The organism is Blastococcus sp. TML/M2B, from assembly GCF_016612865.1.
Classification (GTDB): Bacteria; Actinomycetota; Actinomycetes; order Mycobacteriales; family Geodermatophilaceae; genus Blastococcus.
On the sequence record NZ_JAENZZ010000002.1, the window covers coordinates 625,368 to 644,327 of the forward strand.

The 18,960-nt window shown below is 75.3% G+C and carries 20 protein-coding genes, 2 pseudogenes and 1 riboswitch; of the genes and pseudogenes, 15 read left to right on the top strand and 7 right to left on the bottom strand.

Annotation, left to right across the window (positions count from 1 at the left end; all coding sequences use genetic code 11):
* Positions 1 to 121: 121 nt before the first annotated feature.
* From JKP75_RS24615 to JKP75_RS11565, 5 genes and pseudogenes are all read left to right on the top strand, one after another.
* A pseudogene (locus tag JKP75_RS24615) lies at positions 122 to 229 on the top strand (hypothetical protein); the annotation flags it as partial.
* 292 nt (positions 230 to 521) lie between these two features.
* Complete coding sequence (locus JKP75_RS24620) at positions 522 to 932, top strand: MOSC domain-containing protein (RefSeq protein ID WP_242473463.1); 411 nt, start codon at positions 522 to 524, stop codon at positions 930 to 932.
* Positions 933 to 1,108: 176 nt separating this feature from the next.
* Positions 1,109 to 1,255, top strand: a riboswitch (cyclic di-AMP (ydaO/yuaA leader).
* Positions 1,255 to 1,893 (top strand): transglycosylase family protein, encoded by a 639-nt coding sequence (locus JKP75_RS23435; protein WP_200491076.1) that lies wholly within the window; start codon positions 1,255 to 1,257, stop codon positions 1,891 to 1,893. Its footprint overlaps the riboswitch before it by 1 nt.
* Positions 1,894 to 2,230: 337 nt before the next feature.
* A pseudogene (gene treZ / locus JKP75_RS11560) lies at positions 2,231 to 3,781 on the top strand (malto-oligosyltrehalose trehalohydrolase); the annotation flags it as partial.
* Between the two features lies 1 nt (position 3,782).
* A complete protein-coding gene (locus tag JKP75_RS11565) occupies positions 3,783 to 4,514 on the top strand; it encodes a dihydrofolate reductase family protein (RefSeq protein ID WP_200491075.1) in 732 nt (243 codons plus the stop codon).
* Positions 4,515 to 4,565: 51 nt separating this feature from the next.
* Here JKP75_RS11565 and JKP75_RS11570 read toward each other — a convergent pair whose 3' ends face one another.
* Positions 4,566 to 5,171 (bottom strand): hypothetical protein, encoded by a 606-nt coding sequence (locus tag JKP75_RS11570; RefSeq protein WP_200491074.1) that lies wholly within the window; start codon positions 5,169 to 5,171, stop codon positions 4,566 to 4,568.
* A gap of 254 nt (positions 5,172 to 5,425) precedes the next feature.
* Here JKP75_RS11570 and JKP75_RS11575 point away from each other — a divergent pair, with 254 nt between their 5' ends.
* Together JKP75_RS11575 and JKP75_RS11580 are read left to right on the top strand one after the other, a co-directional pair.
* Positions 5,426 to 6,916 carry a sensor histidine kinase KdpD gene (locus JKP75_RS11575; protein WP_200491073.1) on the top strand — a complete coding sequence of 497 codons (1,491 nt, stop codon included), beginning with the start codon at positions 5,426 to 5,428 and terminating at the stop codon, positions 6,914 to 6,916.
* On the top strand, positions 6,913 to 7,602 hold the full coding sequence (locus JKP75_RS11580; protein ID WP_200491072.1) for a response regulator transcription factor: 690 nt from the start codon (positions 6,913 to 6,915) through the stop codon (positions 7,600 to 7,602). The genes JKP75_RS11575 and JKP75_RS11580 overlap by 4 nt, the downstream gene beginning before the upstream one ends.
* Positions 7,603 to 7,613: 11 nt before the next feature.
* Here JKP75_RS11580 and JKP75_RS11585 read toward each other — a convergent pair whose 3' ends face one another.
* Together JKP75_RS11585 and JKP75_RS11590 are read right to left on the bottom strand one after the other, a co-directional pair.
* Positions 7,614 to 8,207: a hypothetical protein gene (locus tag JKP75_RS11585; RefSeq protein ID WP_200491071.1), complete on the bottom strand. Its 594-nt coding sequence runs from the start codon at positions 8,205 to 8,207 to the stop codon at positions 7,614 to 7,616.
* Positions 8,204 to 9,184: a hypothetical protein gene (locus JKP75_RS11590; protein WP_200491070.1), complete on the bottom strand. Its 981-nt coding sequence runs from the start codon at positions 9,182 to 9,184 to the stop codon at positions 8,204 to 8,206. The genes JKP75_RS11585 and JKP75_RS11590 overlap by 4 nt, the downstream gene beginning before the upstream one ends.
* An 86-nt stretch (positions 9,185 to 9,270) precedes the next feature.
* Between JKP75_RS11590 and JKP75_RS11595 the strand changes: the two genes are divergently transcribed.
* Together JKP75_RS11595 and JKP75_RS11600 are read left to right on the top strand one after the other, a co-directional pair.
* On the top strand, positions 9,271 to 9,954 hold the full coding sequence (locus JKP75_RS11595; protein ID WP_200493092.1) for a signal peptidase I: 684 nt from the start codon (positions 9,271 to 9,273) through the stop codon (positions 9,952 to 9,954).
* Positions 9,955 to 10,036: 82 nt separating this feature from the next.
* Positions 10,037 to 10,639, top strand: coding sequence for a CoA pyrophosphatase (locus tag JKP75_RS11600; protein ID WP_200493093.1), 603 nt, complete (start codon positions 10,037 to 10,039; stop codon positions 10,637 to 10,639).
* Here JKP75_RS11600 and JKP75_RS11605 read toward each other — a convergent pair.
* Positions 10,636 to 10,977 (bottom strand): GYD domain-containing protein, encoded by a 342-nt coding sequence (locus JKP75_RS11605; RefSeq protein ID WP_200491067.1) that lies wholly within the window; start codon positions 10,975 to 10,977, stop codon positions 10,636 to 10,638. The genes JKP75_RS11600 and JKP75_RS11605 overlap by 4 nt on opposite strands.
* Positions 10,978 to 11,079: 102 nt before the next feature.
* Here JKP75_RS11605 and JKP75_RS11610 point away from each other — a divergent pair, with 102 nt between their 5' ends.
* The 4 genes from JKP75_RS11610 (at position 11,080) to JKP75_RS11625 (ending at position 15,828) form a co-directional block, all read left to right on the top strand.
* Positions 11,080 to 12,153 (top strand): ATP-dependent DNA ligase, encoded by a 1,074-nt coding sequence (locus JKP75_RS11610; RefSeq protein ID WP_200491066.1) that lies wholly within the window; start codon positions 11,080 to 11,082, stop codon positions 12,151 to 12,153.
* 69 nt (positions 12,154 to 12,222) lie between these two features.
* On the top strand, positions 12,223 to 13,791 hold the full coding sequence (locus tag JKP75_RS11615; RefSeq protein ID WP_200491065.1) for an alpha/beta hydrolase: 1,569 nt from the start codon (positions 12,223 to 12,225) through the stop codon (positions 13,789 to 13,791).
* A gap of 37 nt (positions 13,792 to 13,828) precedes the next feature.
* Entirely contained in the window at positions 13,829 to 14,890 is a 1,062-nt protein-coding gene (locus JKP75_RS11620; RefSeq protein WP_200491064.1) for a DNA polymerase domain-containing protein, read from the top strand.
* Positions 14,891 to 14,964: 74 nt separating this feature from the next.
* Complete coding sequence (locus JKP75_RS11625; RefSeq protein WP_200491063.1) at positions 14,965 to 15,828, top strand: ATP-grasp fold amidoligase family protein; 864 nt, start codon at positions 14,965 to 14,967, stop codon at positions 15,826 to 15,828.
* Positions 15,829 to 16,016: 188 nt separating this feature from the next.
* Here the strand turns inward: JKP75_RS11625 and JKP75_RS11630 are convergent, their stop codons facing one another.
* Positions 16,017 to 16,490 carry a PilZ domain-containing protein gene (locus tag JKP75_RS11630; protein ID WP_200491062.1) on the bottom strand — a complete coding sequence of 158 codons (474 nt, stop codon included), beginning with the start codon at positions 16,488 to 16,490 and terminating at the stop codon, positions 16,017 to 16,019.
* 297 nt (positions 16,491 to 16,787) lie between these two features.
* Between JKP75_RS11630 and JKP75_RS11635 the strand changes: the two genes are divergently transcribed.
* The gene (locus JKP75_RS11635) at positions 16,788 to 17,273 is read left to right on the top strand and encodes a hypothetical protein (protein WP_200491061.1); all 486 of its coding nucleotides are present in this window, start codon (positions 16,788 to 16,790) and stop codon (positions 17,271 to 17,273) included.
* Between the two features lie 125 nt (positions 17,274 to 17,398).
* Positions 17,399 to 17,602 (top strand): cold-shock protein, encoded by a 204-nt coding sequence (locus JKP75_RS11640; protein ID WP_014377016.1) that lies wholly within the window; start codon positions 17,399 to 17,401, stop codon positions 17,600 to 17,602.
* A 78-nt stretch (positions 17,603 to 17,680) separates the two neighbouring features.
* Here the strand turns inward: JKP75_RS11640 and JKP75_RS11645 are convergent, their stop codons facing one another.
* Positions 17,681 to 18,157, bottom strand: a complete 477-nt coding sequence (locus JKP75_RS11645) for a hypothetical protein (protein ID WP_200491060.1) — start codon at positions 18,155 to 18,157, stop codon at positions 17,681 to 17,683.
* Positions 18,158 to 18,231: 74 nt separating this feature from the next.
* The gene (locus tag JKP75_RS11650) at positions 18,232 to 18,870 is read right to left on the bottom strand and encodes a hypothetical protein (protein ID WP_200491059.1); all 639 of its coding nucleotides are present in this window, start codon (positions 18,868 to 18,870) and stop codon (positions 18,232 to 18,234) included.
* Between the last annotated feature and the right edge of the window lie 90 nt (positions 18,871 to 18,960).

Here is an 18,960-nt window from a genome sequence, read left to right on the forward strand (position 1 = left end):
GCGCCCGGAAAGCCACGAGTGTGCAGGTCTCGGGGCCCTCTCGTGGTCTGATGCGCGCGTGCACATCGACGCGCTGTACCGCTTCCCGGTGAAGTCCCTGCTCGGCGAGCAGGTCGAGGAGGTGCGGCTGACCGGGCGCGGCGTGCTCGGCGACCGCGCCTACGCCCTGGGTCGACACCACCGACGGGACGGTGGCCAGCGCCAAGCACCCGCGCAAGTGGGGTGCGCTGCTCGGGCTGTCGGCCCGGTTCGCGAGCGAGCCCGAGGCGGGCTCCCCGCTGCCGCCGGTGGTGCTCGCGCTGCCCGACGGCCGCGAGCTGCGCAGCGACGACGCCGGCACCGACTCCGCGCTCTCCGAGCTGCTCGGCCGCCCGGTCCGGTTGACCAGCGAGGTGCCCGAGGGCAGCCGCTTCGAGGAGCAGTGGCCCGACATCGAGGGCCTGGCGCCGGCGGAGTTCATCGAGGGGACGACGCACGCCTACGAGGGCAGCGAGCCGGTCAGCGCCATCGGCCTCGGGATGATGGCGCCGCCCGGCACCTTCTTCGATCTGGCCGCCCTGCACGTGCTCACCCGGGCCACGCTCGAACAGCTCACCGCGCTCGGCGGGGGCAGCGACTTCGACGTCCTCCGCTACCGGCCGAACGTGCTCATCGGGGGCACCGATCCAGGCTTCGCGGAGGACGCGTGGGTCGGCCGCAGCCTGGGCCTCGGCGACTCCGCGCGGGCCGGCGTGAGCATGCTGACGATGCGCTGCGTCATGACGACGCTGGCCCAGGGCGACCTGCCCGAGGACCGCGGCACGCTGCGCACCGTCGCCCGCCACCACCGCCGAGAGATCCCGGGCCTGGGCACCTGGGCGTGCGCCGGCGTCTACGCCGACGTGACCGGCGAGGGCGTCGTCCGCAGCGGTGACCCGGTGACGCTCGCCTGAGACCGGCCGGCGCGGGCGGTAGGTGTGACCGCGCATGTCGAGCTGGCCCCGTTTTCCGGCGTGGCGGCCACGCCACGCCGGAGGCGGGCGACGGATAACGAAACGGTAACTACCGTCCTCCGGGTGCTCCGGCCGTCCGGCCCGGCACCGCGCCGCCCCGCCCAACCCCGTCCGGCGGCGTGCACACGAACAACCCGTGGACGGGGGCGGGGGACCCAGGATCCCGACGCCCACGGCGTCTCGGGGTGAAGCCGCGAGGAGCGGCCGGGCACCGATCGCCCGAACCCGACAGCTCACCCCGCCGGCGGTGCATCGGAGGAACATGTCCACGCACAGCCAGTCGATGACGCCTGCCCGCGGCCTGCGCCGCGGAGCCGTCGTCCTCACCGGGATCGCCGCCGTCTCGCTCGGTGCGCTCAGCACCTCGGCGCAGGCCGCGCAGAACAACTGGGACGCCGTCGCCCAGTGCGAGTCCACCGGCAACTGGAGCATCAACACGGGGAACGGCTTCTACGGGGGCCTCCAGTTCCGGCAGTCCTCGTGGGAGGCCTTCGGCGGTCTCGCCTACGCCCCGCGCGCCGACCTGGCCACCAAGGCGCAGCAGATCGCGGTCGCCGAGGCGCTGCTCGCCGTCCAGGGCCCGGGGGCCTGGGACAACTGCCACGTCCACCTCGACGACCCGATCCAGGGGCAGGCGACGACGCCCGCCCCGGCGCCGGCCGCGCCGCCGGTCCAGCAGGCGCCGGTCCAGCAGGCGCCGGTCCAGCAGCCCTCGGCCGGGAGCTCGACGCCCGCGGCGACCACCGGCAGCTACACGGTCCGGCGGGGCGACACGCTGAGCAAGATCGCCCAGGCGCAGGGCATCGCAGGCGGCTGGCGCGCCCTCTACGCGGCCAACCGGGACCAGCTGCAGAACCCCGACCGGCTCGAGGTCGGCCAGCGGCTCGTGCTCGTCGGCTGACCCGCCACGGGGAGCCCGCCGCCACCCGGCGGGCTCCCCGTCCGCGCACGCGGCGGTTGGCGGCCGCCGGTGCGGGCATGATGCCTCCGGCCGCCACCGCGGCCTTCCCGCGCACGTCCCGGAGGCCCCCGCATGTCCGCACCCGTCGAGTTCGCCGTCTGGGCCCCGCTGCCGGAGCGGGTGCGCGTCCAGGTCGACGGCACCGTCCACGACATGACGCGGGACGACGACGGCTGGTGGCGCGCCGAGGTGGACGCGGGCCCGGAGGCCGACTACGGGGTTCCTCCTCGACGAGAACGAGACGCCGCGGCCCGACCCGCGCTCGCGCCGCCAGCCCGCCGGCGTGCACGGGCTCTCCCGGCGCCACGAGCCCGAGGCCTACGCGTGGGGCGACCGCGCCTGGACCGGCCGCCCGCTGGCCGGCGGCGTCGTCTACGAGCTGCACGTCGGCACCTTCACCCCCGAGGGCACGTTCGACGCCGCGATCGGCCGCCTCGGCCACCTGGTCCGGCTGGGGGTGGACTTCGTCGAGCTGCTCCCGGTGAACGGCTTCAACGGCACGCACAACTGGGGGTACGACGGCGTCCTCTGGTACGCGGTGCAGGAGGAGTACGGCGGCCCGGCGGCCTACCAGCGGTTCGTGGACGCCTGTCACCAGCAGGGCCTGGGCGTCATCCAGGACGTCGTCTACAACCACCTCGGCCCCTCGGGGAACTACCTGCCCGAGTTCTTCCCGATCTTCGCCGAGGGCGGCGCGAACACGTGGGGCAACTCGATCAACCTCTCCGGCCCGGACTCCGACGAGGTGCGCCGCTACGTCATCGACAACGCGCTGATGTGGCTGCGCGACATGCACGTCGACGGGCTGCGGCTGGACGCCGTGCACGCGCTGGTCGACGAGCGCGCCACCCACGTGCTCGAGGAGATGGCCCAGGAGGTCGACAAGCTGTCGGTCGCCCTCGGCCGGCCGCTGACGCTGATCGCGGAGAGCGACCTCAACGACCCGCGCATGGTGACCCCGCGCGTCGCCGGCGGCATCGGCCTGACCGCGCAGTGGAGCGACGACTTCCACCACGCGCTGCACTCGACGCTGACCGGGGAGGGCCAGGGCTACTACTCCGACTTCGCCGAGGCCGGCGTCGCGGGCCTGGCCAAGGTGCTCACCGGCGCGTTCTTCCACGACGGCGCCTGGTCCAGCTTCCGCCGCCGGCACCACGGCCGCCCGGTCGACACCGCGACGCTGCCGGGCTGGAAGTTCCTCGGCTACCTGCAGGACCACGACCAGATCGGCAACCGCGCCGTCGGCGACCGCATCTCGGCGACCCTCTCCCCCGCGATGCTCGCCGTCGGCGCGACCGTCGTGCTCACCAGCCCGTTCACGCCGATGCTCTTCATGGGCGAGGAGTGGGGCGCGAGCACGCCGTGGCAGTTCTTCACCAGCCACCCCGAGCCGGAGCTGGGCAAGGCCACCGCCGAGGGGCGGATCGGCGAGTTCGCCGAGCACGGCTGGGACGCCGACGTCGTCCCCGACCCGCAGGACCCGGAGACCTTCACCCGCTCGAAGCTCGACTGGTCGGAGCCGACCCAGGAACCGCACGACCGGCTGCTCGCCGTCCACCGGTCACTGCTGGCGCTCCGCCGGGCGCACCCCGACCTCGTCGACTCGGACCTGACCGCCGTCGAGGTCGACTGGGACGACGCCGACCGCTGGCTGGTCGTGCACCGCGGCGCGCTGCGCGTGGTGGTCAACCTCGCCGCGGAGCCACGGGAGATCGACCTGGACCGGCCCGCCGACGAGGTCCTGTTCGCCACCGCCGAGCTGCCCGGGGTCGACGGCAGCACGGTCACGATGCCGCCGGAGAGCGCGGCCGTGCTCAGCACCCGCTGACGTGCGCCGGCTGCTGCCCCACCCGGGGTCCGAGCTCGACGACGACGGGTTGGTCGAGGCCTACCGCCTGCCCGGCGGCCGCGCCCTGCGGGTGAACTTCGTGACCTCCCTCGACGGCTCCATCGCGGTCGATGGGAGGAGCGCCGGGCTCGGGTCGCCGGGCGACAAGCGGGTGTTCCGGGTGCTGCGCGCGCTGGCCGACGTGGTGCTGGTCGGCCACGGCACGGCCGCGGAGGAGCAGTACCGCGCCGTGCTGCCGGAGTCGACCGTGGGCCGGCTCCGGTCGGCGCTCGGCCGGCCCGCACCGCTCCCGGTCGCCGTCGTCTCCCGCCGGGCCGCGCTGGACCCGGCGTCCCGGCTGGTCGCCGACGCCGTGGCCCCCACGATCCTGGTCACCTGCGCGTCGGCCGACGCCGGCCGGCGGACCGCCCTGGCGGACGCGGGCGTCGACGTGCTGGTCTGCGGTGACGACGACGTCGACCTGCCGGCCGCGGTCTCCGCGCTCGCCGAGCGGGGCCTGGAGCAGGTCACGTGCGAGGGCGGGCCCCAGCTGCTGCACGCGGCGCTGACCGCCGAGGTCGTCGACGAGCTGGACCTGTCGATCGCCCCCGCGCTGGTGGGCGGTCCCGAGCGCCTGCTGCCCGGCGCGCTGCCGGCGCCCGCCCGGCTCGAACTCCGCCAGGTGCTCGAGGAGGACGGCGTGCTGTTCACCCGGTACGCGGTCGGGAGCTGAGACGCCGCGAGGGCGGGCCGGGAGATCCCGGACCGCCCTCGGCGGACGGACTCACTGCTGGGCGATCACCTGGGTCAGCGTCAGCCCCAGGCTGAACGTCATGTCGTCGCCCTGGACCTGGTTGATCTTCGGGTCGTCCGGCAGGGACACGTCGAGGATCACGCAGTGCGTCGTGTTGGGGGCGAACGTCCACGACGTGAAGGCGGCGGAGACGGCAGCGGGCAGGTCGGCGATCTTGACCGGCCCGCCCAGCTTGGTGTCGGGCTTGTCGTCGCAGTTGGCGTCGTAGGACGGCTGGACGCGGGCGAAGGTGCTGAACTCACCCGTGCCGTCGTTGGTGTCCCCCGCGGCCTTCTCCGCATCGCTGCGCGTGTTTTCGGCGTCCTGCACGCTCACGGTTGCGCTGAGCTTGCCGGGGAGCGCGCTGGCGTTCTTGATCTCGTACGCGTACCGGGCGCTCCCGCCGGGGGCGAGCGACATGTGCTCGTCCCCGGTCCCCACGACGCCGCCACCAACGGTGAGCTCGAACGTCTCGGCACCGGCCTTCTGGCCGGCGACCGTCTGGGTCGAGGAGAAGGCGGCGAAGGTGCCGCTGGCGCCGAAGGCGATGAGGGCGACGCCACCCATGGCGGCGGAGGCGAGGGCGATCTTCTTCATGGGGTGTCTCCTGTCGATGTCCCCGTCGGACGACGGTTCTCGCCGGCAGGCGCTCGGCGAACGATCCGAGACTGCGGTGCACCCCAGGGGCCGGGCATCGTCAGAACTGTTGATCGCGCCGGCAATCGGAACCCCCCAGTAACAGTGGTCCCACCCCATCCCTGTAGCCACTCCAGAGCCGCCGGGAAATGACTGGTCAGCGCCGCGTGTGGTGTCCTGCCCCGGCCGGACGAACCACGGGGGGGGCTCACGTCATGGACTTGCACCGCACGCCCGCTCGCCGCCGACGCAGCGTCGGCGCACCGGCCGGCCGGCTCGCCGCCGTCGGTGCCGCAGCGGCCGCCACGGCCGGTCTCGCCTTCGCCGACCACCGCGCGCAGCACACCCTCCTCGTGGTGATCTCCACGCTGGGGCTCGTCGCCGCCGGCGTGGGCTACCTCCTCCGCTGGCGCATCACGAGCACGGCCGCCACCCGGCAGATCGGTGGGGGGCTGCTGCTCCTCGGGCTGCACCAGCCGGTCGCCATCGCCGTCGCCGCCCTCACCGGCGGAGGATGGCCGGAGCTCGCCCCGACAGCAGGCCTGGGCGTCGTCCTCGTCGCCGGCGGGGTGACGCTCCGGGCCTTCCCCTGCCGCGGGCTGCCGCCGGTGTGGCGCCTCACCCGGCGTGCCGGCGCGTTCCTGGCCGGCGGCGTCCTGGCCCTGCTGGTCCTCGCGGCCTCCCCTGTCCTCCCGCACGCCACGGCCCTCGCCGCCACGCTGGCCGGTGGCTCCTGGCTCGCCGTGGCGCTCGCCGCGTGGCGGAGCGAGCCGCTGGTCGCCTGCGAGCGCGGCCCCTCGCGGGCCGTCGCGGGCATCGCCGCACTGGTCGCCGCGTCCACGGCCGCACGGGTGGTCCCCGCCGCGTGGCCGGCCGCCACCGAACCGGTCCGCGTCGCCGTCGGAGCCGGCCTGGTGGCCGCCGCGGCCCTGGCCGGAGCCGCGGCGCTGCGCCGGCTCGGCGCTGCCCTGGCCGGCCAGGAGCGCTACGTCGCCGGGCTGCTGGAGCAGCTGGCCGGCCACGAGCGCCAGCTGCAGGAGGCCCGCGCCTGCCTGCACGACTCCCGGGCCACGGTCGCCGGGGTGCGCGCCGCCTCCTCTGCCGTCCGGCACCTGGGGCCGGGGCAGGCGGCCCTCCGCGCCGACCTGGAGGAGTCGGTCGCCGCCGAGCTGGCCCGCCTCGAGCGGCTGCTGCGGTTGCCCGGCCGTGCGCCCGCGATCAGCACCGTCGAGCTGGACGACGTGGTCCGCCCGCTGGTGGTGAGCCACCGCGAACGAGGGCTACGGGTCAGCTGGGCCCCGACCGGCGCCGCACCCGTCACGCTCGACGGCGACGCGCTCGCCGTCATCCTGGGCAACCTGCTGGGCAACGCCCTGGCGCACGCTCCCCGGTCCGTGTGCCGGGTGGACGTGACCGTCACCGACCGGCTCACCGTCTCCGTCTCCGACGACGGCCCCGGCCTGTCCGCGGCCGGCCGCGCCACGGCCTTCGAGGCGGGCGTCCGGCGCTCCGGGAGCCCCGGCGAGGGGCTCGGGCTGGCGATCTCCCGCGACCTGGCACGCCGGCACGGCGGGGACCTGGTCGCCGCCGAGACCACCGCGGGAACCTGCTTCGTGCTCACCCTGCCCGCCGTTCCCGCGTCCGCCCCGCCCGTCGTGCCCCACCCCCGCTCGGGCGTCGTCCCCGAGGTGGCTGCGGCCCTGTGACCGGCTCCCCCGTGCTGCTCGTCGACGACCACGCACTCTTCGCCCAGTCCGTGCAGATCGGGCTGCGTGCCGCGGGCATCCCGGCCGATCGGGTGACGGCCCGGACGGCCTCGGGGATCCTCGCCGGGTGCGCGGCGGCCGCGCCCGCGACCGTGCTGCTCGACCTCCGACTCGGGACGGGTGACGACGGCGTGCCGATCGACGGGCTGGACCTGGTCGAGCCGGTCACCGCGACCGGCTGCCGCGTCGTCGTCGTCACCGGGGAGACCGAGGACGCGACCTGGGGCACCGCGGTCGAGCGCGGCGCGGTCACCGTGCTGTCCAAGGACTGCGCGCTCGACGAGCTCGTCGCGGTCGTCGCCGCCGTCAGAGACGGCCGGGCGGTCCTCGACGAGGGGCGGCGCCAGGACCTGCTGGCCGCCGCCCGCCGTGCGCACGCCGACGAGGAGTCGCTCCTCGCCCCGTTCCGCTCCCTGAGCCCGAGGGAGGACGAGGTGCTGCGCGCCCTGGCAGCCGGGCTCCCGGCTGCCGCGATCGCCGCGGCCGGGTACGTGAGCGAGGCGACCGTGCGCACCCAGATCCGGGCCGTGCTCACCAAGCTCCGGGTGTCCTCGCAGCTGCAGGCCGTCGCGCTCGCCCGCCGGGCCGGATGGCTCGACGCACCCGCGTCGCGCGATCCCCGCTGACCGGCGCGGAGCTACCGCGGACCGTTCGTGCCCACCGGGACGTCGACGGTGGCAGCGGGCGCGCCCCCGCCAGGGACCAGGGTGAACCGGAAGGTGCCGTTCCACCCCCGAGGCGGGAGCCCCTGACCGTTGCGCCCGGTGAACCGGACCTCCAGCAACGCCCCGTCGAGCGGTGCGCCCGGCTCCACCTCCACGAGGACGACGGGGTGCTCCGCGTCGAGCAGATCGCACAGCGACACGGGCGGCACGGCGGGGAGCCACGGCCCCGCCACCGAGACGGTGAGGGCGTCACCCCCTCCGGCGCAGGCACGGTTGCCCGGGCCGTCCACGGCCGTCCACTGCAGGCCGGCGGTCGCCCCGGTCGCGGAGGCGTCCACCGCGAACGTCAGGGCGCGACCGGGCCCCGTTCCGTTCCCCGGCGGGGTGACGGCCCGCACGGCGAGCGCGGCGGTCGGGGCGGGCGCGCTCCCGTCCAGGTCGGCTGCGGCTCCGACCACCACCGAGATGCTCTGCGTGTCGCTGAAGGTCGCCATCGTGCCGCCCGTGCCGAGCAGCACCGTGCCGGCGAGCACGCCCCCGAGGGACCACACCGTGGACCGCCTCACGCCAGGACCTCCTCGACCGGCTCGTCGATGCCCTGCCCGCTCGCCGCACGACGCCGACGGCGCCTCAGCACGAGGAAGAGCATCCAGCCGAGGCCGACCAGCGCCAGCAGTGCGGCACCCCAGGCCAGCACCAGGGCCGCGAACGAGGTCGCCGCGGCCTGGGTCTCCACACCGGCTCCGGCGCCGCCGACCGTGATCTGGGCATCGACCCGGTCGAGCTCCGGCCCGGCCGGCGCCCCGCCGCCGACGAGGGCACCCGGGCCACCGGGCGCAGCTCCTCCGGCCACCGCACCTCCGCCCACCGCACGCCCACCGACGACCGGAGGAGCGGCTCCGCCCGAGGCGGCGACCTCCGGAGCGGCACCGGCCTGGCCGCCGCCCTCGGCCGGGGCGACGCCCTGCTCTCCAGGGACCTGCCCGCCGCCGGACGCCGGCACATCGGTGCCCGTGCCGCCCGCCGTGCCACCCGCCGTGGTTCCGGGCGAGTCCGGCGGGCCCTCGGCGACCAGCACCAGGTCGAAGGTAAGCGTGTCGGACTGGGCCACGTTGTCGGAGTCGCCGTCGAGGAAGGTCATGGCGAGGAGCACGCACTGCACCCCTCCGGGATCGGCCAGCCGTGCGGTCGCGGCGCCGAACAGGTCCACCGGCACCGGGGCAGCCCCCGGCTCGCACGTCGCGCCCGCTGCCCGGCCCCACGCGGCGGTCGTGCTGAGCTTCCCGGCCAGCTCCCCGACGTCGGACGAGCAGTCGTCGCCCGCCTCCGCCTCGACCTCGAGGCAGCCGTTCTCCGCCTGCTCGAGGCCGCGGATGCTGACGGCGATCTGCGTGGCCTCGGCCGCCCAGGACGCGGGCACCGCCACGACCACCGTCTGCGTGCCGCCGGGCGCCAGCGGGCCGCCGGCTGCCGCCGGGGCGGCGGTGGACAGCATGCCGCCGATCGTCAGGGCCGCGGCGAGGGCGGCGACGGGGAGTCGCACGCGGCGATCGTGCGCGACCCGCGCGGTCGCCCGCATCGTCAGAATCGATGATGCGGGGCCGGGGAGCCGCCGGGGAGCATCGGGACGTGCTGCTCCACACGCTCCGCCGCGTCGTCGCGTGGGCCCTCGGCCTCGTGCTCGTCGCCGGCACGGCAGCCGCACTGGCCGTCGCCGTCTTCCCCCTGGTCACCGGCGGGTCCGCGCTGGCGGTGCTGAGCGGCAGCATGAGCCCGGGGCTGCCGGTCGGCGCCATGGCCTTCGTCCGCACCGTCGACCCCGCGACCGTCGAGCCGGGTGACGTCATCACCTTCCAGCGCGCGCCGGACGCACCCGAGCTGGTGACCCACCGGGTGCTCGCCGTCGACGACAGCAGCGGCGTGCCGGTGTTCACGACCCAGGGTGACGCCAACGCCTCCCCCGACCTCGACCCCGTCCCCGCGTCCGCGGTCCGGGGCGAGCTGTGGTTCGGCGTCAGCAACCTCGGCCGCGCGTCGGCGCTGCTGCACTCCCCCAAGGGCGCGGGGCTGCTGGTCGTGCTGGTCTGCGGGGTCATCGCGGCCCACCCGGGGCCGCGACCCGGCACAGCACGACCCGGGCGGGACGACGAGGACGACGACGCGCCGCGCGCCGCGGACGGCCCGCGGGAGCCCGACGTCGCCCGGACCGTGACCCTGCGCGCCGTGGACGGCCACCCGCGGGCACGCCGCCCGCTCCCGCCCGTCCCCCCGCCGGCCCGGACCGGTGCCCCGGCAGCCCTGCTCCGGAGCTGACCCGGCCGGGTCCGGCGTCGTCCTGTTGACTGGCGGCGGTGCGGCGGCCGGCGGCGGCCGCGGACGGCGGCGAGGAGCAGGCATGGCAGTGCTGGACCGGGAGACCGTCGCCGGGCGGGTCGCCGGGTTCCCCCGGATCGCCGCGGACCGCCCCGAGCTCAAGCAGGCCGCCGTGGCGCTCTGCGTCACCGAGCAGGGCGGCGTCCCCACCCTGGTCATCACCCGCCGCGCGGCCGGCCTCCGCGCGCACGCCGGGCAGTGGGCGCTGCCCGGTGGCCGGCTGGACGCCGGCGAGGGCCCGGTCGAGGGCGCGCTGCGGGAGCTGCACGAGGAGATCGGGCTCGACCTTGGCCGGGAGGCGGTGCTCGGGCTGCTGGACGACTACGTGACGCGCTCGGGCTACGTGATGACGCCGGTCGTCTGCTGGGCCGGGCCGGTCGACGGGTTTGCCGGCTCGGAGCCCGAGGTGGCCGCGGTCTTCGAGGTGCCGCTGGCCGACCTGGACGTCGACCCGGTGTTCGAGACCATCCCGGAGTCCGACGGTCCGGTCATCCGGCTGCCGCTGCTCGGCGGGTTCGTGCACGCCCCGACCGCCGCGGTGGTGCACCAGTTCTGCCGGATCGCCTGCCGCGGCGAGGTGGAGCGGGTGGCCGGTTACGAGCAGCCGGTCTTCGCCTGGCGCTAGCCGTCCGTGCGGGGTGCGCCCGGCGGCCGGTAGCCGACCGACTGCGCCCGGTCGAGGGCCTCCAGCGTCTGCTCGACGGTCAGCAGCACGGTCGTCTCGATGGCCGCCATCGCCCCGCCGCCGCCGATGGCGAGGGCCACCGCGGCCATGGCGACGTCGTCCGGGGCCTCCCACAGCGTGTAGCCGTCCCACTCGCCGAAGGCGTACCAGAAACCGTGCAGCGATCCGCCCACGGACTCGATGTAGACGGTGGCGGCCCGCCGGCGGTCCTCCGGCTCGGCGATGAGCATCGCCCACGTCTCCGGGGTGTAGCGGAAACGGGTCAGGTAGAGCGGCATGGTGGACCTCCCGGTCGCCCCCCGCGGCGCCGAGGCTAGGACGCGGGAGCGGGCGGGTCGAGAGCTCCGCACGCGGCGGCGCGGACTGCTTGACTGACCGGCATGGACCTGCCGCTGATGCCACCGGTCAAGCCCATGCTGGCGAAGGCGGCGACCGCGCTGCCCACCGGCGACGGCCTGTTCTACGAGCCCAAGTGGGACGGCTTCCGCTGCATCGTCTTCCGCGACGGCGACGAGGTGGAGCTGGGCAGTCGCAACGAGCGGCCGCTGACCCGCTACTTCCCCGAGGTGGTGGAGGCGGTCAAGGCGCACCTGCCCGAGCGCTGCGTGGTGGACGGCGAGATCGTGGTCCCGGCCGGCGACCGGCTGCACTTCGAGGCGCTGCTGCAGCGGATCCACCCGGCCGAGTCCCGAGTGCGGCTGCTGGCCGAGCAGACGCCGGCCTCCTTCGTCGCCTTCGACCTGCTTGCCCTGGGCGACGAGTCGCTGGTCGACCGGCCGTTCGCCGAGCGCCGGCAGCAGCTGCAGGCGGCGCTGGCGGGCACCGCGCCGCCGGTGTACCTCACCGGCATCACCGAGGACCCCGCCACCGCGCAGCGCTGGTTCGACACGTTCGAGGGCGCCGGCCTGGACGGCGTCGTCGCCAAGCGGGCCGACCTGCCCTACGGCCCCGACCAGCGGCTCATGACCAAGGTCAAGCACGTGCGCACCGCCGACTGCGTGGTCGCCGGGTTCCGCTGGCACAAGAGCGGGCCGATCGTCGGCTCGCTGCTGCTGGGCCTGTACGACGGGACCGGGCTGCAGCACATCGGCGTCGCCGCGTCCTTCCCGATGAAGCGACGGGCCGAGCTGGTCGAGGAGCTCGCGCCCTATCGGGCCGAGGCGCTGGACGGGCACCCGTGGCAGGACTGGGCCAACGCTCAGGTCCAGGAGGACGGGGAGAACCGCATGCCCGGAGCGGTCAGCCGGTGGAACGCGAAGAAGGACCTCTCCTGGGTGCCGCTGCGCCCCGAGCTCGTGGTCGAGATCAAGTACGACCAGCTCGAGGGCCGTCGGCTTCGTCACACCGGCCAGTTCCTGCGCTGGCGACCCGACCGCGACCCGCTCAGCTGCACGTACGACCAGCTCGACGTGCCGGTGCGGTACGACCTGGCCGAGGTGCTCGAGACGCCCTGACGGGTGGTTCGGGCCGCGCGGGGCGGTGCTCGTCTGCGGGGTCGCCGCGAGCCTCCTAGGCTCGTGATCATGCCTCTGCACCACGGCCGGCGAGCCGTCCTGCCCAGCCTGCTCGCCGCGCTGACCCTCCTGGCGGCCGGCTGCACCTCCGACGGCGGCAGCGACGAGGAGGCCACGACCTCCGCGAGCAGCGCCCCCGCCGAGCCCACGGCGGAGCCGATCGAGTGGACCGACTGCAACGACCTGCTGCAGCCGCTGCTCGCCGGCCGGCCCGGCAGCGAGCGCGGCATGACGTTCGAGTGCGGCCAGGTGACCGTCCCGATCAGCTACGACGAACCCGGCGGCGAGCGGCTGCCGCTGCGCCTCGTGCGGGGCGTGCACCCCCAGCAGACGGAGAAGATCGGCTCGCTGGTGGTCAACCCCGGCGGCCCGGGCGCCTCCGGCCTCGACGCCGCGCTCGGCCTGGCGCTCACCCTGCCCGAGGACGTGCTGCGCCGCTTCGACCTGGTCGGCTTCGACCCGCGCGGGGTCGCGTCGTCCTCGCCGGTCGAGTGCATCCCCGACGCCACCAAGGACCGGATCGTCGCCGCCGAGCCCCAGCCGACCAGCGCCGAGCAGCTCGACAGCGTCTTCGACCTGGCCCGCGAGGTGGCCGAGGGCTGCGCCGAGCGCTATGAGTCCCCCGCGGCGCTGGGCGCCTTCAACACCGTCGACACCGCCCGCGACATGGACCTGATCCGCCAGTCGCTCGGCGAGGAGCAGCTCACCTACCTGGGCTACTCGTACGGCACGACGCTGGGTTCCACCTACGCCGAGCTGTTCCCCGACCGGGTGCGGGCCTTCGTGCTCGACGCCGCCGTCGACCCCGACGCGGACCTGCGCGCCGCCGGTGAGGCCCGCGCGGCCGGGCTGGAGGCCGGGTTCGACGCGTTCGCGCAGAACTGCACCGGCCTCATCGCCGGCTGCCCGCTCGGCGCCGACCCGCGGGTGTTCGTCGACGAACTGATGCTGCAGGCCTCGCAGGCGCCCATCGCCAGCACCAAGGAGGGCGAGACCCGGCAGGCGACGCCGGGCGTCGTCCTCACCGCGATCCAGGCCGGGCTCTACGACACCCGCACCTGGCCGCAGCTCTCCCAGTCGCTGGCCGCCGCCCGCGCCGGCGACGCCGCCGGGCTGTTCTCCCTGGCCGACAGCTACTCCGGGCGGCTGCAGGACGGTCGCTACTCCAACCTGCTCGACGCCAACCTGGCGATCAACTGCGCGGACACCGAGGAGGAGGTCGACACCGACGAGGTGCGCGCACTGGCCGCCGAGTGGGACGCCGAGTACCCGCTGTTCGGCGCGAACGCCGCAGCCGGCCTGTACAACTGCACCCCGTGGGAGGCCGACCGCACCCCGCTGCCGACCGTCGACGCCGAGGGCAGCGCGCCGATCCTCGTCGTCGGCAACCAGGGCGACCCGGTGACCCCGCTGCCGGGTGCGGTGAACCTCGCCGAGGACCTCACCGCCGGCGTCCTGCTGACCTGGCAGGGCCAGGGGCACACCGCGTACCCGAAGAACCAGTGCGTCAACGACGCGGTGAACGCCTACCTCATCGACCTGGTAGTTCCGGTGGACGGCCTCACCTGCCCTGCGTGACACTCGCTGCCCGGCCGACGAGAGGACCCTCCCGCACATGGCGAGCAGCAAGGACGCGGTGATCCTCGACGTCGCCGGGCACGAGGTGCGGATCTCCAACCCGGAGAAGCCGTACTTCGGGGACAAGGGCATCCGGAAGATCGACGTCGTCGAGTACTTCCTCGCCGTCGGCGAGGGCATCCTGTTCGCGCTCAAGGACCGGCCGACGACGCTGGAGCGCTGGCCGGGCGGGGTGTTCGAGGGCGCCCGGCTCTCCACGCGGGTGGACAACACCGGCGACGCGTTCTACCAGAAGCGGGTGCCCAAGAACGCGCCCGAGTGGGTGCCGACGGCGCACATCACCTTCCCCAGCGGGCGCACCGCCGACGAGATCGCGCCGGACTCGCTCGCCGTCGTCGCGTGGTGCGCCAACCTCGGCACGCTCACCTTCCACCCGTGGCCGGTGGACAAGGCCGACGTCGAGCAGCCCGACCAGATCCGCATCGACCTCGACCCCCAGCCGGGCACCGACTTCTCCGACGCGGTGTGGGTCGCCCCGCACGTGCGCGAGCTGCTGCACGAGTTCGGCATGGAGGGCTGGCCCAAGACCTCCGGCGGGCGCGGCGTGCACATCTACGTGCCGATCCAGCCGCGCTGGACCTTCACCGACGTCCGGCGGGCGGTCATCGCCTTCGGCCGGGAGCTGGAACGGCGCCTCCCCGACCGCGTGACGATGTCGTGGTGGAAGGAGGAGCGCGGCGAGAAGATCTTCATCGACTACAACCAGATGGCCCGGGACCGCACGATCGCCTCGGCGTACTCGATCCGGCCCAAGCCGCACGCGCCGGTGTCGGCGCCCGTCGACTGGGACGAGCTGCCCGACGTGACGCCGTTCGACTTCGACGTCCTCACCATGCCCGCGCGCTTCGCGGCCGTCGGTGACAAGCACGCCGGCCTGGCCGACCACGCCTTCGGCATCGAGCCGCTGCTGGAGCTCGCCGAGCGCCAGGCCGCGGACGACGGCCTGGGCGACCTGCCCTATCCCCCCGACTACCCGAAGATGCCGGGCGAGCCGATGCGCGTGCAGCCCAGCCGGGCGAAGAAGCCGGCCGACGACTGACACCTGACCCCGGTGGACCAGACTGTGCGGGACGACGAGGGGTGCTGCCGACACGTGCGGCCGGAGGAGGCGTGGTGTCGGGCTGGCGGCTGCCCCGGTCGGTGCTGGTCCGCCTCCCCCTCCGGCTCAAGCGCGCGGTGCTGTTCCACGAGGCGCACGGCCGTCGACCGGGGCGGACGACGTTCACCGACAAGGTGAACTGGCGGGTGGTCCACGACCGCCGCCCGCTGATCGGCCGGCTGGGCGACAAGCTGGCGATGAAGGCGTACGCGTCCGCAACGTGCCCGGCGGTGCGGGTGCCGGCCGTGCTCTGGTCCGGCACGGACCTCGCCGACCTCGCCGGCGCGGAGCTGCCGGAGCAGTGGGTGCTGAAGCCGAACCACGGGTCGGGGCGGGTGCACGTCGCCACCGGCCGGCCCGACGTCGACGCGCTGCGCCGGATCACCGCGGGCTGGCTGGACGAGCCGCTGTTCCGGAAGCAGGGCGAGTGGGTGTACACGCAGGCCCGGCGGCTGCTGCTCGTCGAGGAGTTCCTCGGGTCCGACGCCCCGCCGGCCGACCACAAGTTCCTGGTCTTCGGCGGCCGGGTCGAGCTGGTGCACGTGGACACCGGCCGGTGGGGCGAGCACCGCCGCCGGCTGTACACCCGGGACTGGACGCCGGTGGACGTGACCGAGGACGTCGCGCCCGGCCCGGTGTCCCCTCCCCCGGCATCGCTGCCGCGGATGCTCGAGATCGCCGAGACGCTGGGCGCGGCGTTCGACTTCATCCGGGTCGACCTCTACGACCTCGACGGCGAGGTCTGGTTCAGCGAGCTCACCCCCTACCCCGGCGCCGGGCTGGCCCGCTTCGACCCGGACCTGGACCGGCGGCTCGGCGCGCTGTGGCAGCTGCCTCCCCGCCGGTCGGTCCGTGCCGGCGGGCAGCGCGGCCGCTGACCGGGGCGGGCACTCCTCGCGGGCGCGCTCTGCGCGCAGCGCCTGGAAGACCCGCTTGCGGAGCCGGTCCGCGTCCCGCTCGGGGAGGTCGCCGTAGCGCAGGGACAGCAGCCAGCGCAGGCCGGAGCGGCCGTGCCGGACGACCTCGCCGCGCAGGTGCACGACGACGTCCTCCTCGACGGTCACGCTCACCTGGATCGGCGTGCCGGGCTCTGGGGGCAGCCCCAACCGTCGACGAGGACGCGCATGCCCGCCTCGCTGAGGTCGACCGTCTCGCCGACCAGCTGACCGTCGGACCACGGCAGGTACACCGGCAGGGCCACCCGCCCGCGCACCGCCGCGCGCCGCTGGCCGCGCTCGGCGGGGCCGGTGGCCGCCAGGTGCCAGCGCGGTGCGCCGCCCGGTCCGTCACCGCCCGCCTCGGCACGGGCGATGCGCGCGGGCAGCATCCGCTCCCCGCCCGTGCCGGTCCAGTACAGCTCCACGGCGTCGCCGGGGGCGACCTCGGTCCTCCAGTCCGGCCGGACCGCGATCGCGAACTCGGTGGAGGCCTCGACCAGCGAGCCGCAGGTGGCGCCGCGTGCCACCAGGGTGACGTCGGCGCGGATGCCCTCCTGCGGGCGGAAGGTGGAGGGGTCGGGCGCGTCCGGGCGGTCGGTCACGGGGGGGCCGCCGCGCCGGGACGGCGGAGCGCGGAGGGGACGCGACGAGCGAGGGCATCGGGAGCTCTTCCGTGGTCGGGGACGAGCCGGAGCGCCGGCCGGACCGCCCCCGCGTCGCAGAACGCCCGCACACGCTCACTCATCCGCGCCCGGCACGCAAGCACCTCGCGGGCACACGTCCGTCCCTCCTCGGGGTGACGGCGCCCTCCGCAGGTGCCTGTTCCGCGCGATCACGGGCAACGCTGGTCGCAGGCAGGACGCCGGGCACCCCGGCGGCGCACCGGCGGAGGAGGCGGGATGAAGCACGCGCTCGTGGCGTACGGCGTCGTCCTCACCCTCCTCCTGGCCGTGGCCCGGCGGTTCGAATCGGCGGGCTGGACCGGAGTGAGCGGGCTGGACGTCGCCGCCGGCCTGGTCGACGCGGTGCTCGTCCTCGCGGTGGCCGCCGCCGTCCTGCTGGCCGGTCGTCTCGCGCTCGAGGCGTGGGGGCGCTCGATGGTGCGGTGGCGCCGTGAGCAGGCCCTCGCCGAGGCCACCGCCCTCCCCGTCGCCGAGGTCGTCGGGGTCACCTCCTGGCGCCCCGGCACCCGTCGCTCCCCGGCTCCGGGTGAGGCGCAGACCGCCCCGGCCCCGCCCGTGGCGCCCGACCGGACAGCGCTCCCTGCCCCGGGTGCGCTGTCCGCGCAGACCGCGCCGGCGGGCTTCACCTACGTCGGGCCGTCCTACGCCCGCGGGGCCACGCCGGCACCGCCGCTGCCCGACCGCCGTGGCCGCCGGATCTGACCGGCGCGTTTTCCCAGGTCCCACAGCCCTGGTCGCACCGGTGCAGCAGCCGCTAGGCTTTCTCCGTCGGGAAGGCCCTGCGCTATGGCAGGACCCCGATGCACCACCTCAGCAAGGAGCGAGCAATGCCCGAAGGAACTGTCAAGTGGTTCAACGCCGAGAAGGGGTTCGGCTTCGCCACCCCCGACGGCGGCGGACCTGATGTGTTCGTCCACTACTCCGCCATCCAGTCCAGCGGGTACCGCTCGCTCGATGAAGGCCAGCGGATCGCGTTCGACATCGAGCAGGGCCAGAAGGGCCCGCAGGCTGCGAACGTCACCCCGCTCTGATCACCTGATCAGCACGCAGCGCCCCCGTCCGGTTCTCCGGGCGGGGGCGCTGCCGTTCGCAGGGGTTCCTGCGCGGACCTAGCGGGCGCGGGGCACGTACCCGCCGATCAGCGACTGCATGAGCAGCGCTCCCGCCTCCTCGCCGACCGCAGCGGCGGCGTCGGCGAACGCCCCCCATCGCTGCCGCTCGACGTCGGTCGGCGCGTTCGCCGCCCGCGCCGCGAGCTGCTCGAGCAGCCGGTCCCACTCCCCCTGCGGGGTCGGCCAGAGCCCGGCAAGCCGCCGCGCCTCGGCCGAGATCGCGGTGATCCGCACGATCTCCCCGGCGTGGTTCGTGAGCGGCTCGATGTAGCCCCCCGCCGCCAGCGCCTTGGCGGCCACGACGACGTCGGCCTTGGGCAAGCCGCTCGCGGGGACGACGGCGCCGAGCAGGTAGGGCGACCCGCCGTGCTCCGGGGCGTCCACCAGGCGGGCGATCGCCCGCAGCACGGGCAGGTCGCGGGTGAACCAGGTGTCGGGCAGGGGCCGGTCGGGCGGCGAGGACGGCGGGGTCACCCCGCCAGTCTCCCCGCTGCCGTGCACACGGCGGTGCCCCGCCCCGGGGTCACGAGGGCGGGGCACCGTCCGCGTCACCGCGGGAGGGTCAGCTCGGGCCGGACCGCCAGGATCACGCCGAGCGCGGTGTAGCCGACCAGCAGGTGGCCGGCGCTGACGAAGGCGCTCGCCTCGTCGCCCACGAGGGCCATCGCCGGGATCATGAACAGCAGCCACGTCTCGGCGACAGCCGGCCAGACCCGCGCCGGCCCCCGCCACCGGCCGGCGATCGCGATGCGGATGCCGATCGCCGCCATGCCGAGCATCGACAACGGCCAGAAGGCGTCCAGCGCCAGCCAGAAGGCGTCCTCCGACACGTCGGGCGCCACCATCCACTGGATCGAGGACACGATCGCCAGGCCCAGCAGCACGTGCTCGGCGTGCAGCAGCCGCCGGGCCAGCCGCCCGGTGCCGGTGGCCCGCGTGCGCAGCTGGACGCTGACCAGCGCCACCAGGCCGAGCTGGAACAGCAGCGAGCTCGCCTTGTAGTAGAGCGGGTACTCGCCGGCCGGGTCGACGTCGTAGGTGAGCATCGACCCGACCGCCCAGGCGGCCGCGCCGGCGGCCATCGCCAGGCCGCCGAGCCGGATCGGCCGCAGCGGGTCGGTCACCGGCCCCGCGGACACGGCGGCGGTGTCGGTCCGGGCGGGCGCCGGGCTGGTGTTGACGGACATCGATCGGTCCTCCGAGCAGCAGGGGCGGTGCCCCTGCGGCACCGCTGGGAGAACCGTCGCGGGCCGGCGTCCCGGGCAGCCAGTGACCCG